Source organism: Undibacterium paludis (assembly GCF_022568815.1).
Classification (GTDB): Bacteria; Pseudomonadota; Gammaproteobacteria; order Burkholderiales; family Burkholderiaceae_D; genus Undibacterium.
Genome location: NZ_JAKZHX010000003.1, coordinates 152150 through 167113 on the forward strand (window position 1 = coordinate 152150; position 14964 = coordinate 167113).

A 14964-nucleotide genomic window follows, 5' to 3' on the forward strand; every position below is an offset into this window, starting at 1 on the left:
GCAAAATCAGCATGTACTTTTCACTGCAGATACATGACCCCTACCGCCCCGACATCCACGGAAAATACCAGCACCCCTGCGCTCGCCCTGCCATTGTTATCGCTGGCAGCATTTGGCAGCGGTATATCGCTGCGTGTAATGGACCCTTTATTACCACTGTTAAGCAAAGACTTCGGCGTATCACTTGGTGATGCATCACTGGTGGTAACCGTATTTTCGATTGCTTATGGGCTGTCGCAACTGTTCTTTGGCCCTCTGGGCGATCGCTACGGTAAATATTTTGTCATCGCGTGCGCAGCGATAGCCTGCTCCCTCACCTCCGGCTTATGCGCCCTGGCCGGGAATTTTCATGCCTTGCTGTTTGCGCGTTTTATTGCTGGCACCACGGCTGCTGCCATCATCCCCCTGTCGATGGCCTGGATAGGTGATGTGGTTGCTTACGACAAACGGCAACCCATACTCGCACGCTTTCTGATAGGACAAATTCTTGGACTGGCTGCCGGTGTGTTTGCAGGTGGCATGGCTGCCGATGCCGCGCAATGGCGGCTGCCATTCTTCTTCATATCGACGATTTTTATAGCGGTAGGCGGTGGCCTGCTGATATTGAACCGGCAATTGCCTGCCCATGCCAGGCTAACACGCACAGTCGAAGGTTCTGCCATATTGCACATGTTCGCCGAGTTCCGCCATATAGCCGCCCTGCCCTGGGCACGTCTCGTACTGCTGACAGTGTTCCTGGAAGGCGCATTTCTGTATGGACCTTTCGCCTTCATCGCCTCTCATCTGCACCATGTGCATGGCGTTTCGCTGACCACGGCTGGTTCCGTCATCATGCTATTTGGCCTTGGCGGTTTTGTCTTTGCGGTGGCATCGGCCAGGCTGGTGAGCCGGCTCGGTGAAACAGGCCTGTCGCTATGGGGTGGTGCCACCCTTGCAATTGCGCTGACTGCCATTGGCTTGTCAACTGGCTGGTGGTGGGCCATACCTGGCTGTTTCGCTGCAGGACTGGGATTCTATATGCTACACAATACCCTGCAAATCAATGCTACCCAGATGGCGCCTGAACGCCGTGGTGCAGCGGTATCCGCTTTTGCATCGTGCTTCTTTCTCGGCCAGTCGATAGGCGTCGGCATTGCAGGCCGGCTGATAGATCATTTGGGCAGTACACCCATCATGATCATAGGTGGTATAGGTGTGCTGGCGGTGAGCATGAATTTTTCCAGGCTACTGAGAGGCAAACAACTTCAAGCTGCTGCGGCTTAGAGCAAATGCTCCAGGTGTTTATTGTGACGAAGTAGAAAAACCCGGAGCATGACCAAAAACTATGTGTCTGCTTTCGAATCAGACGCATGCGTGCATGCGGTCCGCAATTCACATTACATCATCCCCGGCAGGAGCAGTCTTGATGCCGGCAATCATGGCACGCACCAGGTTTTCACGATGACGATAGCTGGTCATGATGACACCCAGCAAATGCAGGGCAACCAATCCAACCATCGACCACGACAGCGCGATATGCAGGTCCGCAAGCCAGTCATGGCCCCATAACAAGTCCGTCGTGAATAAATAACCGGTCAGGCTGGTCAAGGCTACGCACGACAGCAAGACAACCACCATCCAGCCGCCAAGGAGGTTGTGGCCTATGTAGCGTGCCTCGTGCCGATCAGACATCTGTCGCGCATAGCGCAAGGTCTGTACCGGACTGCACAAACTGGGTAAAGCGGGCGTAGTAATCACCGCGCAAGCCCCAGAAGGTTCGCATCACTTCGATAGTACCTATCGCATACCCGAATTAAACTTGCAACAACGAACATAAAGCCATCTACCATCGCCGACTACGCAATCGATATCAGTTACGGGCATTTTTTGGGGGAGAGGTTCTGACCGGAACCGGGTTGCGACATGGTGTCAGGCCCAACAAAGTCGGACTTGCGATAGGACAAATGATGGGTGAAGCCAAGTATTTGAAAGATATCAGACCCGCGGCTTACGAAGGGAGAGAGATTGATTTTTTAAGCTGGTGACCAGGCAAACAGTAATGCTAAAGATCCATATAAGCCATACCACCCGCATTGCTGATGTTGAGTCTGTCTTCCAGCAGCTTTTTGTCATTACCCTGGAACTCAAGAAACTCCAGGCCAATACGAAACAATTGCTGGGACAGAATGGTGTAATTCATGCGGCAACTGATCTCCAGTGTTTTGGGCCTGGTGCCCGCATTCAATGGCGGCAGGATCAGCAACAAAATCACCTTGCCCTCATAGAAGATATTGTAGTCGCAATGTATGCTGAGTCCGCTCAGGGAAATCTCATTGACGCGCCCATGAAAAGTCTTCTTGCCCGAACCGCCTTCATAGACAATCGCCATCCGCCACTTGACCAGGTAACGCCGGTGCAAACGACGGTTGGGCACCACATTTTTGGGATTAAAAACACTCTTTACCGGTAACGTAGCAGCAGGAGGCTCAGCGGTAGCAAGTTCTGGCACAAATGCAGGTGTCAGCGCAGTCAAAGGCACTTCTGCCTTGTCAGGTTCGGGCACTGATGTCGCGTCCGCCACCAGCTCCACAATGACACCATTCTTTCTGGATGTAACCATTACGCGAATGCCCCGGATTAGTTCTTCAAGTGTCGCATGACCATGAAATCCATTCATGGCATATCAAATACCGCTACTTTATTTGCAAGCGATGGAATGCCAAACATGTAGCACAATAATACCGTAAATTCACGAACTGACATTACACAAGAAAATCAGACACGACTTCAATCCTTCATTCGTCGGCCAATTCTCTCCCAGCGAACGCCCCCTTCCCCAAAGGAGAAATAGATGAATTCCACACTCCCATATAAATACTTTGCTGGTATGGAACCCCAATAACGGCTATCTGCACTATTGTCTCGATTGTCTCCGAGGAGAAAATATGAATCTGTCCCCACCTCAAATTCTGAGGTAGTTTGGTGCAGACCCGTGTTATTTTTCTGCTCTATGTACGAATCGGGGACTAAGATTCCGTTTGCAAATACACGGCCATCACGAAACGTGATCTTTTCTCCAGGTAAGCCTATGACACGCTGAACATACTTGATGTCCGATTGCCTGGGGTCGCGGAACACGACCACTTCTCCACGTCGCGGCACCCGGTGGGAAAATGCCTGAGTATTGGAAATAAAATCATCGCCAACCAGGAGCGTCGCCTCCATCGATGCCGAGGGCATCCTAAATACATCGTAACCAAAAAGAACGCCCCGAAAGGCAGTGACGAGAGTGAGTGATACACCAACTATTATCGTAAATCCAATGTAGATATATCCCCGCTGAAATGGTCCCAGCTTAATCGATTTCTGTTTCCTTGCGATAAGGTATGCCCAGGCCGCCATACCGAGCCAACCACCAACAAAAACCACCGACACGACCAGGAATCCCTTCGGAGAGAGAATCCATCCTGACCTGCCCCCAAGAAAAAAAACGACCGGCATGAATGCTATCGCAGCGATCGCAAGTGCGATGCGGTTAAGATATAGAAACCCCAGTCCAGGGGAAAGCAAATTTAAAAATGCGGAGAATAAGGGGCTTCGTTTCTTTTCGACTTGCATGAGGAGATTTCTGGTGCGATTCTAAACGCAAGCGATTATTGAGTGTAATTATTCAAACGTCAAGTAATGCATCACAAGCCCAACCGAAGCAGGAAATTACTATCACCCCAAACTTTTAACAACTTTAATAAATTAGCAATTAAATATGACGTAAGCAGAGCTCAAATCGTTGAAGTCCGCATTCGATGTAAAATAGAGCGAAGCACCTATCTGTGAGAAAAAATGAGAATAATGAAATTGGAATGGCATGCCAGGAAGTACAGATAAAGAAAAAGCCCCTGAGTTAACTCAAGGGCTTTTCATATTCTGGCGGAGAGGGGGGGATTCGAACCCCCGATAGGTTTGACCCTACGCCTGATTTCGAGTCAGGTACATTCAACCACTCTGCCACCTCTCCGGCTTTGGTTGTTCGTTGTGATAACGAAGCCTACGATTATAGCAAAGAACTTGTCCAAAGCAAAATTGTGGCTGCTATTTCACCCCGGACTGGCTTCTTGCATATTTTTTCCATATCGCAAGACGACATGAAGATGTCATAAAGCAAGATTATATTCAGTTGCCATACGGTAGATTCGACGATTTTGCGTCTGCTGCAACAAGGTTTTTTATATTTCAAGCAAGGCTGGTTGTCATGGAAAGTTGTTTAGCAGAGGATACAATGGATTACCTGTCTCAGCAGAATCTGGTGTCACCTCAGGATATCAACATTCTGGGTGCACAGACTGATGCCATGATGCAGACGCAATTACAGCGCATTATTGATCAGCGCCTGCTGACTGCGCGTTTCCAGCCCATAGTGGAAATGCAGAATGGCGACATCCTTGGCTATGAGGGTCTGATACGCGGGCCTTCGGACAGTCCTTTGCATTCGCCGGTCAATCTGTTTAAGGCAGCCTGGGAAAATAATCTGACTGTCACTGTCGAGCATTTATGCCGTCGCGTGGTGCTGGAGCAGTTTGCGGCACAAAAACTGCCCGGTAAATTATTCCTGAACGTCAGCCCTGAATGCCTGCTGCAGCGCGATGTACGCTATGGTGAAACACTCGACTACATCCATGAACTGGGCATCAACCCGCAAAGGGTGATCATAGAATTGACTGAATACCAGCCTACGCATGACTACGCCTTGTTATGTGAAGCAGTCATTCATTATCGCGAAATGGGATTTGAGATTGCGATTGACGATCTTGGCGAAGGTTTTTCCAGCCTGCGCCTGTGGTCAGAATTAAAGCCTGAATATGTCAAGATAGACATGCATTTTATCCAGGGTATAGACCATGACCCTGTCAAGGCGCAGTTTGTCAGGTCTATACAAAGCATCGCCGAAAAGTCTGGCACACGCGTGATTGCCGAAGGCATAGAAACGCAGACAGAATTGCTGGCCGTGCGCGACCTTGGTGTAGCCTGCGGGCAGGGTTATCACATTGCTCGCCCCCACCCTGCCCCGGCGCGTGCCGTTTCTGCTGAAGTGGCCCGCATTTTGACACCCAATCAATTTCAGGCGGCAAAGCGGGGGTCTTCGGGCTTTGAGCAAACAGTCACTGTTGAGAAGATACTGAAGACCCCGCCGACGATCTCTTCAAAAATGCTGAACAACCAGGTTGACGACATTTTTTTGCAAAATCCCAAGCTGCAGATTATCCCGGTTGTTGATGACGGCATACCGGTAGGCCTGATCAATCGCTATCACATGATAGATCGCTTCGCCCGCCCCTATCAGCGTGAACTGTATGGCAAAAAACCATGCAAGGTGTTCATGGAGCCGCACCCTGTCATCGTCGATAAAAATACCAGCATGCAGGATGTCAGCCACATCATCGTCGAAGCCAATCCTGAACATCTGATCAACGGCATCATCATCACTGACCAGGGGCGTTATATCGGCCTGGGCACCGGCCCTGACCTGATGCGCGAGATCACGCAAATGCAGATCAACGCGGCCCGCTATGCCAATCCGCTGACACAACTGCCTGGCAATGTGCCCATCAATGAGCACATAGATCGCTTGCTGCAAAAAGACCTGGCTTTCAGCGCCTGCTATTGCGACCTCGATCACTTCAAGCCATTCAATGACGTCTATGGCTACCGGCGTGGCGACGACATCATACAGATGACCAGTGAAGTGCTGAAACAGCATTGCGACCCGCAACTGGACTTCATCGGCCACATCGGCGGCGACGACTTCATCATTCTGTTCCGCAGTGAAGACTGGGAAGTGCGCTGCCAGGCCATACTGGCCAGCTTTGCGGCAGCAATCTACGATTTTTACAGCAATGAAGACCGTGAAAGGGGCGGATATTTAAGTGAAGACAGGCAAGGCAAGAAAGTATTCTATCCCCTGGTGAGCCTGTCCCTGGGCGTGGTGAAATCGCGCGCCAATCGCTACTATTCACACCATCAGATATCCATTGCTGCATCAGACGCCAAAAAGCAGGCAAAGAAAATACATGGCAACAGCCTGTTCGTGGATAGGCGCTCTGAAGCAGATTTGTTGGTGAGTCAGGTTTCGTGATTCAAAGGTTTTGCACACTCAGAAAACAAAAAAAACCGTGTCATCTTGCGATGCACGGTCTTTTTGTGGCGAACCAGGATCAGGCTGTGGGCAACAGCACTTCCATCCCCCCCATATACGGACGCAAGGCAGTCGGGATGACAACTGAACCATCAGCCTGCTGGTAATTTTCCAATACAGCCACCAGGGTACGACCAACTGCCAGTGCAGAACCGTTCAAGGTATGCACAGGTTCAGGCTTACCCTGGGCATTGCGGAAGCGAGCCTGCATGCGACGCGCCTGGAAATCCCACATATTCGACACCGAAGAAATTTCACGGTAAGTATTTTGTGCCGGCAGCCATACTTCCAGATCGAAAGTCTTGCAGGCGCCAAAGCCCATGTCGCCGGTACACAGACTCATCACACGGTAAGGCAATTCGAGTTTTTTCAATACAGCTTCTGCATGTCCGACCATTTCATCCAGGGCTTCCATCGATTTCTCAGGATGGACAATCTGCACCATTTCGACTTTATCGAACTGATGCTGACGTATCATGCCACGGGTATCGCGACCTGCACTGCCGGCTTCAGAACGGAAGCACGGAGTATGCGCCGTCATCTTGATTGGCAGAGCATCCGCAGCCACGATCTCGTCACGTACGGTATTGGTCAGTGATACTTCTGAAGTCGGGATCAGGTAAAACATCTCGCCTGCACCGTCCTGTCCGCCTTTTTTCACTGCAAACAGGTCTTCTTCAAACTTGGGCAACTGACCGGTGCCACGCATGGAATCAGCATTGACCATGTAGGGGGTGTACATCTCGGTATAACCGTGTTCCAGCGTCTGCATGTCGAGCATGAATTGCGCCAGTGCACGATGCAAACGCGCCATACCGCCCTTCATGACAGAGAAACGCGAACCTGTCAGTTTGACCGCTGTTTCAAAATCCAGGCCCAGGGCAGAGCCGATATCCACGTGGTCCTTGACTTCAAAATCAAAGTTGCGCGGTGTACCGACTTTACGCACTTCCACATTACCGGTTTCGTCTTCACCGACTGCAACGGACTCATGCGGCAGGTTCGGAATAGTCTGTAGCAAACTGTTCATCCGGGTTTGCACATCTGCCAGGTGTACTTCGGAAGCTTTCAGTTCTTCCGGAATGCTGGCCACTTCAGCCATCAATACAGATGCATCCTCCCCTTTACTCTTGAGATTACCAATTTGTTTGGACAAGGTATTGCGCTTGCCCTGCAATTCTTCAGTACGCGACTGGATTAGTTTGCGCTCTGCTTCGAGTGCATTGAAGGCTTCCACATCGAGCTGGAATTTACGGGTGGCCAGACGGGCCGCCACATTGGCGATGTCTTTGCGCAGGAGTTGAATATCTATCATGATTAATTGCGGTGAACTAAACGAATTGACTATTGTAACAAGGGACGGGGAAATTCCCTATTTTTCGCTTGCCGGGAAGCCCGTCGCCTCTATAAACACAGGTTTACATGATTATTTAATAACGCACCTGGGTACGGTAAACCAGTTTTGTATTACCTTCTGCCGGAACGCTGACTTTCCAGACCGCTGTATTGCTGGCACTCTTGACATAAGGATGGCTGCTATTGAGTATTTGCCAGTCGCCTGGCACGGGTTCTTGCACGGTGACCACTACCGCTTCTTTCTTGGCGTTTTTCAACACGATTTCAAACGCTGCTTCAAATACATTATTGTACTTGCCAACCCCTGGCAGTTTTTTAAAGTCAGTCTGCTTTTTGTCAGCAGTGACGTCGAAAGCATCTCCCAGCTTGAGCCTGACTTTTTCATTCTTTGGTGTGTGATCGACATTATCTTCACCAATGAACTGGGCATTGCCTGCACTGTCCTTTTTATAGACACGAATGACACCTTTAGGTAAAGGCATACCCAAATGCGAGGCTTCTTTGTTGTCGAACTCGACAAAGACGCCTATTTTCATTTTCTGACCCAGATCACCATAGCTGCTCTGGTAGTAGTAGTCGTTGCCAGTCAACAGCAATTCCTTGCGTGCAGGCACGCCTGCTGCAGTCAGTAGAGCTACTTGCTTGGTCTGGTTTTCTGCAATGGTCGTTGGCCTGTCCAGGGTGTACAGATGGTACTCAAACAAGGACTCTTCAGCCATTGCTTCTTTTCTCAACATGGCTTTTGGTGCAGCCATGATAGCGCTGCCTGTAATCTCAACCCTTTGCTTGACCAGGTTGACATCGCCCGCCACCAGTTGCAATTTGGCGTTACGGTAAGTGCTGCCACTGGTATTGCCCAGAGTAACCCAGCCGGAAATATCGAGCTTGTCGTCAGCACCGTTCAGTTCCACAACATAATCGGCTTTCCATGACAGGCCGGCCGTCAGGTAACTAAGTTCCACGTCTTGCTGTTGCGCGCCATTATTGTCGAGAGACATCACCAGGGTCGGGCGGTCGCGCAAATTTGCCGGCACATCAGGGTAAATGATGCGACCTGGAAGGCCGGTTTCTATGCGATCACCTATTTTCAGGACCACGCCATTATTGGCAGACAAGACCTGTGCAGACTCGGTGGTTTCGGCACCGGTTGCGGTATTGGTACGGATGATGCTGACATTGCGTCCCACATATTTTTCCAGCAGTTTTTGTGGTGTCAGCAAATCAAAATTGAAATTTTGTTCGACAACGGACAGACCACCTGGCGAAGTCAGGCTGCGCAGCAAAGCTGTTTCTGGCCGCATCTTGGCGCTGACATCACGAAAAGCCAGTGCGACCGGGCCATGCTTCAGTTGCAGTTTCCGCTGGTCCTTGACCAGGGCAAGATTTTCATTATAGATAGTGACGGCGACTTCTTTCTGGTCACCCAACGTGCTGCGTTGCTCCTCGGTTTGCGCATGGGCGCTGGAGACCAGAGCCAATAACAATAAGCTTGCTACGAGTGGTGTATGCATGACAAATCCTCAATAAAGATGAAGAAAAATGCCGCTGGCGCCTGTACCGCCAACAACACCTTCTTGTTACAACAAGTTTAACAGTAGCATTTTAACAGCAGCTTATTTTGCCTGCTCGTCCAAGCTGCGCAAGCTGACCAGCTTTTCCGCAATTTTTATTTCCAGGCCGCGTGGTACGGGTGATATCAGGACTTCGCTTCCAAGTCCTCAGGCAGATAGGTTTCACCCGCCGGGCCATATGCTTTTCTAGTGTCCCGAGTTAGAAATTCGTGGAATAACAAATCTGGCGAAATCGGTACGAGACAAGGAGCAAATGCTCGCAAGGCTAGAGCCTTGCGAGCATTTGCGACGCAGTATCGTGTCGATTGTCGTCGAATTTGTTCAACAAATTAATAACTCAGGACACTAGTGGCCCTTGCACGAAATTCTGCAAGAAATTGTAGGGCGACCTTGATGCCAAATGCACGTTCTATTCATCGAGGTCGTCCAAGCGAGGTCGAAAGCCACGCGCCATTGAGCTTGCCGCCCATGGCGGCATGCACAGTCTCCTTGATGGAGTGAGCAATTTCGTCTTCGCTGCGCCCTCCATTGATTGCAAAGCGGTTTTCGAAAACGAAGTGCGGAACCGAGCGAACGCCTGCCACAGTGGAGTTCACCGCCTCTTGCTCAATCCGCTTGTGTTGGGAGAAATCGAGTGCGATTGCGCGGGCCTCATCCCTGCCGAATTCATGGACAGCAGCAACATCAGCCAACACGTCCACATCAGCGATGTTTCTCGCAGCAATGAAATAAGCGTCCGTGATGGCCACGGCAAGTTGGTGCTGCGTACCGTATTCTCTGGCTGCCAGGATGATGGCGTGCGCAGCCTGTGTTGGGTAAGCGTAGAGCTGGCGACCAAGATCCAGATCGAAGCCGGATGCGCGGGCCTCAGCTTCAGGGCGAGCAAATGCTGACTTCGGATCTGTCACGCCATATCGCGCACGTAGCAGATCGGGGATGTAGAGTCCGGCCGCCGGCGCGTCTGGCAACAAAAGAACTGGATGATGATGGATGTCCGCGACCAGCTCAGGGAAGCGTTCCTGAAGAACCTTGTCGAGCCGGTGCTGGCCCACGAAACACCAGGGGCAGGTGATCTCAGTATAGAGGTCGATTCGCAACATGGTTCCAGTCTCCTGCTTTAGCGATTAGCGATACCCGGCGCAGCACGCACGAACGCCTTATCCGTGACCTGGCCTACTAGAAACTTCGCCAGATCGCCTCTGGACAGCTTCATGCTGAGCTTGGTCCGCCCGTACCAGCCCACGTCAACCTTGCCATTTGCAGGACCATCCTTGAGGTTCGGAATCCTCACTAATGTCCAGTCGAGACCGGAATTGGCGATGAGTTCACCAGTCGCCTTGATGTCGTCATATGCCTTGCGCACGATCACCTTGAACAACAACACAAACGCATGCGCCTTGAGAGCGAACCCATCCTTGGAATCGCGATATGCGGCAGTGGAAATCTGGATGAGGCGACGTACGCCCACTTGCTTCATCGCGGAGATGATGTTGGACAGACCATGCATGACCGGTCTATCCCCCTGGACCTTCAGGCTGTTGGGGCCTAGTGCGCTGATTACTGCATCGGCGCCGCGAACGCACTTCGCAATCGCTTCACGGTCCTGCAGGTCACCAACGACGATTTCGACCTTTCCCGCTAACGCTTCAAGCTTCTTGGCATCGCGCGTATAGACCGACAGGCTGTAGCCCTGCTTAAGGGCTTCTTCGATGATGTGTTTTCCTGTCGGACCGGTCGCACCAAATAAAGAGAGTTTCATTTTTATCCCGGGTAAATAGAAGTTCTTTGCCCTTTCACGCAGAGGGCGCTTTCCATAGTCAGACAGTCGAAGGTTCGGTGGGCAGATCGAATTGAGGACCGATGAGCTTCTCGATTTCGCCCCATACCTACGCCGAAAAAGCGACGGTCTTCTTCATAGTGATGGTCATGCCACCTTCGCCAACAGGGCTTGCACTGCCCTTTCGGCATTGGCGATGGCGGCCTTTGCCGCATCCGGGCCGAACACAGTGCCTTCGACGCGCACCAGCTCAACGTCAGTCAAACCAATGAAACCGAGCAGGTGCAGGAGGTAGTTGGTGTGGAAATCGAACGGCGCCCAGACGCCTTCCGAGAACACACCGCCGGCGGCGGTGACGAGATAGACCTTCTTGCCGGTCAGCGCCCCCTTCGGCCCAGTGTCACCGTAGCCGAAAGTGACAGCAGGCCAAGTGACGTGATCAAACCAAGCCTTGAGTTGCGAGGACGGTCCGAAGTTGATCATTCCCGAGCCAAGCACGACTACGTCAGCGGCCTTTAACTCATCAACCAACTCTTGTGCGATCCCCACTGCCTCAGCCTGCTCGGGCGTCCGGATATCTGGCGCCGTGATGCGGCCATGGATGTAGGCCGAAGTAATGTGGGGGAGCGGATCTGCTGCGAGATCACGCACCGCCAGCGTACCGCCAGAGCGCACCTTGATGCCTTCGGCAATCTCGGTTGCGAAGCGTGAAGAAAGGCTGTCAGCCCCGCGTGGGCTTGAGGTAATCAGTAGGATGTGGCTCATAATGGCTCCTTAGTATAAAATAAGAACTAGGTAATCAAAAAATCCTAAATTACCAAACTATATGAAGGATGGTATAGTTCCTGTCGTTAATCCACAAGAAGGCACATGTATGTCACTGAGTCACATTGATCTACCTAAAGACATGCCCCACCCCGATGCTGAAGGCTGCCAGGCCACCCGCGAAATCCTGGATCGCATCGGTGACAAGTGGAGCCTTTACATCATCGCCACGCTGGCAAACGGAACGAGGCGTTTCAATGAGCTGAAACGGGGAATAGACGGCATTTCGCAACGCATGCTGACGCTGACGCTGCGCGGTCTGGAGCGTGATGGGCTGATTACCCGAACGATGTATCCAACAATTCCGCCGCGAGTTGACTACGAACTCACTGCATTGGGAATGACGCTGCTAGGGCCAGTAATGTCGCTGGTCAACTGGGCTAATACCAACAAGCTAGCCATATCCGAAGCACATAGGCGCTTTGACGAAGAGTCCGAACCAGAGCGAATCTCCGTACAGGGCGTTATCTATCAACGGCGGTGAGGTTGCCAACCTCGAGCAGCAGACATGCACTTTGGGTGAGTCGAACTTCGGCTTTGGGTCGGTTATGGTCGTTGGGCCTCTTTCGCGACCTCGTTCTCCGGTAGCGATTCGGCCAGCAACTTCTTCAGCCGGGTGTCCTCAGTCTCCAATTCCTTCAGACGTTTGGTATCTGACACGCTCATGCCGCCAAACTTACTGCGCCAGAGGTAGTAACTGGCTTTCGAGAATGTCTGCTTTCGGCACAACTCCGCAATCGGCAAACCGGCCTCCGCTTCCCGCAGAAAGCCAATGATCTGTTCTTCACCGAATCGCTTCTTCATGTCCAATCTCCCAGAGGGTGGGATTGGGCTCTAAAGTCAGGCGCTACTCAATTCCGGGGGGACGTCGCGCTTCTTCATCCCACTTCCGCAGGAGAGCGAGCTTTTCAGCAATCTTGGTTTCCAACCCTCTTGGCACTGGCTGATACCAAGCCGGTTCCGCAATGCCGTCAGGCAGGTAGGTTTCACCAGCGGCGTAAGCATTGGGTTCGTCATGGGCATATCGGTATTCATGCCCGTAGCCCAGTTCCTTCATCAACTTTGTTGGTGCATTCCGAAGATGAACAGGAACTTCTCTACTCTTATCCTGCTTCACGAAGGCTCTGGCCTGGTTGTAGGCGTTGTATCCAGCATTGCTCTTTGCGGCAACAGCCAGATAAATCACAGCCTGCCCAAGTGCTAGCTCACCTTCAGGACTTCCCAACCGTTCAAAGGTCAGTGCTGCATCATTAGCTATCTGCATGGCTCTTGGATCAGCAAGCCCTATGTCTTCCCAAGCCATACGAACAATTCGCCGTGCCAGATAGCGAGGGTCAGCACCACCGTCCAACATGCGCGTCAGCCAGTAGAGGGCAGCATCTGGGTGCGAACCACGAACCGACTTATGCAGGGCTGAAATCTGGTCATAGAAGTTGTCCCCGCCCTTGTCAAAACGCCTTGCATTAAGGGACAAGGCATTCTGTATGAAGACAGCATCAACCCTCTGTACGCCAGCAGCACCAGCAGCCGTCTTGCACTGCTCCAGCAGGTTCAGGAACCGTCTTGCATCACCGTCTGCATAGCCAATGATGGTATCCCGCGCCAGATCGTCAAACTCCAGCTCTCCAAGGGCCTTCTCTTGAGCCCGTTGAAGCAGTTGCTTCAGTTCTTCATCCGTCAGCGACTTCAACACATAGACCTGAGCCCGCGACAGCAAAGCCGAATTCACCTCAAAGGAAGGATTCTCTGTGGTGGCCCCAATGAAGGTGAACAGTCCTGATTCCACATGAGGCAACAAAGCATCTTGCTGAGACTTGTTGAACCTGTGAATTTCGTCTACGAACAAGATGGTGTTCTTGCCCTGAGCAAGATACTGCCTCGCTTGTTCCATTGCTTCCCTGATGTCTTTGACACCGGAGAGAACGGCAGACAAGGCGATGAACTCGCACTTGAAGGCCGTGGCTGTGAGCCGTGCCAAGGTCGTTTTACCGACGCCCGGCGGCCCCCAGAAGATCATGGAGTGCGGCTTGCCTGACTGGAAGGCCAGTCTGAGAGGCTTACCTTCACCCAGCAAGTGCGACTGCCCAATGACCTCGTCCAAGGTCTTGGGGCGCAGGGCTTCAGCAAGTGGTGCGGCAGGTTCTTGTGTGAACAGATCAGGCATGGTTTGCCCCCACAGAACAATGGGGGAGCCTAAAAATCTGCACAATAAGTCTTGTAAGCCATTGATTTATATATGACTTGACAGCTTTGTCGAAGCGATGCACCTCATCAACAAACAATATGGTCCGTCTATGCAAAGTTGCCTGCAAAATCTGCGCACGCTCTACCGCTTCGCGTATATCCTTGATGCCCGACAGGACTGCTGACAAGGCGATGAATTCGCAATGAAACGTATCGGCCATCAACCGGGCCAGCGTGGCTTTACCCACACCTGGCGTCCCCCACAGGATCATGGAATGCGGTTCACCTGACTGGAAAGCCACGCGCAAAGGCTTGCCTTCACCCAGTATATGCTGCTGGCCGATGACGTCATCAAGAGTTGCCGGGCGCATGCGCTCCGCCAGGGGGGCAGGTTTCTTGCGCGTTTGATTCTGTACCATACTCATTTGCTACTGGCGAAAAACATCGGCACCGGCAGGTACGACAAACTTGAATTGTTCAGGCTTCAAAGCAGGATTTTTTTCCAGGTTCTTCAGTGTCAGTATGGAAAACTGTCCAAAACTGTCGCGCAACTCCAAAGCAACCGGCACGCCATCTTTCATGCCTATGCCTATGGTTTCAAACTGGGCGTCCTTGGTTTTTGGCGTGGCTTCCAGCCATTCCATGCCCTGCTTGTTACCAACTTCCTTGAAGCTGAAATTTTTATCGAGGTCTGCCGAACCGGCGCTGCCAAACAAAATGGCAGCGGGGCTGGAGCCCAAGGCATTACCCAGGGCGCGTATGGTGACCTGGTTCAGGTCTTTATCAAAGATATACAGTTTATCGCCATCAGCCTGCAAGATTTGCTCATAAGGCTTGGTGTAGGCCCAGACAAACTTGCCAGGGCGGGCAAAGATGAAATTGCCTGTTGCTGTCTTGCTGACCTTGCCATCGGCCTTGACTTGCTGCTGGGTAAATTCACCTTTGGCGCTTTTATTATTGGTGACAAAAGACTTGAACTGCTCAACAGCCGATGCCGACGCCAGTGCCGGCGTCATAGCCAGGGCAACTGCGCAGGCAGCCAGTCTTGCCAATATGGTGGATGGTTTCTTCACTGATTTTCC

Annotated in this window: 14 protein-coding genes, 1 tRNA gene and 1 pseudogene; 3 read left to right on the forward strand and 13 right to left on the reverse strand. The window is 51.8% G+C overall.

Features of this window, described 5'->3' with window-relative positions:
* Positions 1-33: 33 nt before the first annotated feature.
* Entirely contained in the window at positions 34-1263 is a 1230-nt protein-coding gene (locus LZ463_RS07340) for an MFS transporter (protein ID WP_241454972.1), read from the forward strand.
* Between the two features lie 108 nt (positions 1264-1371).
* Here LZ463_RS07340 and LZ463_RS07345 read toward each other — a convergent pair whose 3' ends face one another.
* From LZ463_RS07345 to LZ463_RS07360, 4 genes are all read right to left on the reverse strand, one after another.
* Complete coding sequence (locus LZ463_RS07345) at positions 1372-1737, reverse strand: cytochrome b/b6 domain-containing protein (protein ID WP_347176247.1); 366 nt, start codon at positions 1735-1737, stop codon at positions 1372-1374.
* A gap of 304 nt (positions 1738-2041) precedes the next feature.
* Positions 2042-2599 carry a PilZ domain-containing protein gene (locus LZ463_RS07350; RefSeq protein ID WP_241454974.1) on the reverse strand — a complete coding sequence of 186 codons (558 nt, stop codon included), beginning with the start codon at positions 2597-2599 and terminating at the stop codon, positions 2042-2044.
* Between the two features lie 167 nt (positions 2600-2766).
* Entirely contained in the window at positions 2767-3597 is an 831-nt protein-coding gene (gene lepB / locus LZ463_RS07355; RefSeq protein WP_241454975.1) for a signal peptidase I, read from the reverse strand.
* Between the two features lie 307 nt (positions 3598-3904).
* Positions 3905-3994: transfer RNA gene (locus LZ463_RS07360), tRNA-Ser, on the reverse strand.
* A gap of 336 nt (positions 3995-4330) precedes the next feature.
* On the opposite strand from LZ463_RS07360, the gene LZ463_RS07365 reads away from it, so the two are divergent.
* Positions 4331-6109 carry a GGDEF domain-containing protein gene (locus LZ463_RS07365; RefSeq protein WP_489686093.1) on the forward strand — a complete coding sequence of 593 codons (1779 nt, stop codon included), beginning with the start codon at positions 4331-4333 and terminating at the stop codon, positions 6107-6109.
* A 79-nt stretch (positions 6110-6188) separates the two neighbouring features.
* Here LZ463_RS07365 and serS read toward each other — a convergent pair whose 3' ends face one another.
* From serS to LZ463_RS07390, 5 genes are all read right to left on the reverse strand, one after another.
* A complete protein-coding gene (gene serS, locus LZ463_RS07370) occupies positions 6189-7484 on the reverse strand; it encodes a serine--tRNA ligase (protein ID WP_241454976.1) in 1296 nt (431 codons plus the stop codon).
* Between the two features lie 115 nt (positions 7485-7599).
* Positions 7600-9036, reverse strand: coding sequence for a DUF4139 domain-containing protein (locus tag LZ463_RS07375; RefSeq protein ID WP_241454977.1), 1437 nt, complete (start codon positions 9034-9036; stop codon positions 7600-7602).
* A 473-nt stretch (positions 9037-9509) separates the two neighbouring features.
* The gene (locus LZ463_RS07380) at positions 9510-10196 is read right to left on the reverse strand and encodes a DsbA family oxidoreductase (protein WP_241454978.1); all 687 of its coding nucleotides are present in this window, start codon (positions 10194-10196) and stop codon (positions 9510-9512) included.
* A gap of 17 nt (positions 10197-10213) precedes the next feature.
* Positions 10214-10855, reverse strand: a complete 642-nt coding sequence (locus tag LZ463_RS07385; protein WP_241454979.1) for an NAD(P)-dependent oxidoreductase — start codon at positions 10853-10855, stop codon at positions 10214-10216.
* Positions 10856-11020: 165 nt separating this feature from the next.
* Positions 11021-11638 (reverse strand): FMN-dependent NADH-azoreductase, encoded by a 618-nt coding sequence (locus LZ463_RS07390; RefSeq protein ID WP_241454980.1) that lies wholly within the window; start codon positions 11636-11638, stop codon positions 11021-11023.
* A 109-nt stretch (positions 11639-11747) separates the two neighbouring features.
* Between LZ463_RS07390 and LZ463_RS07395 the strand changes: the two genes are divergently transcribed.
* Positions 11748-12182, forward strand: a complete 435-nt coding sequence (locus tag LZ463_RS07395) for a winged helix-turn-helix transcriptional regulator (protein WP_241454981.1) — start codon at positions 11748-11750, stop codon at positions 12180-12182.
* A 68-nt stretch (positions 12183-12250) separates the two neighbouring features.
* Here the strand turns inward: LZ463_RS07395 and LZ463_RS07400 are convergent.
* From LZ463_RS07400 to lolA, 4 genes and pseudogenes are all read right to left on the reverse strand, one after another.
* Positions 12251-12502: pseudogene (locus LZ463_RS07400) on the reverse strand (transposase); the annotation flags it as partial.
* A gap of 43 nt (positions 12503-12545) precedes the next feature.
* Complete coding sequence (locus tag LZ463_RS07405) at positions 12546-13862, reverse strand: replication-associated recombination protein A (protein ID WP_241454982.1); 1317 nt, start codon at positions 13860-13862, stop codon at positions 12546-12548.
* Positions 13855-14301, reverse strand: coding sequence for an AAA family ATPase (locus LZ463_RS07410; RefSeq protein WP_277623973.1), 447 nt, complete (start codon positions 14299-14301; stop codon positions 13855-13857). Before LZ463_RS07410 ends, LZ463_RS07405 begins: the two co-directional genes overlap by 8 nt.
* A gap of 9 nt (positions 14302-14310) precedes the next feature.
* Positions 14311-14955 carry an outer membrane lipoprotein chaperone LolA gene (gene lolA / locus LZ463_RS07415; protein WP_347176248.1) on the reverse strand — a complete coding sequence of 215 codons (645 nt, stop codon included), beginning with the start codon at positions 14953-14955 and terminating at the stop codon, positions 14311-14313.
* Positions 14956-14964 lie beyond the last annotated feature (9 nt).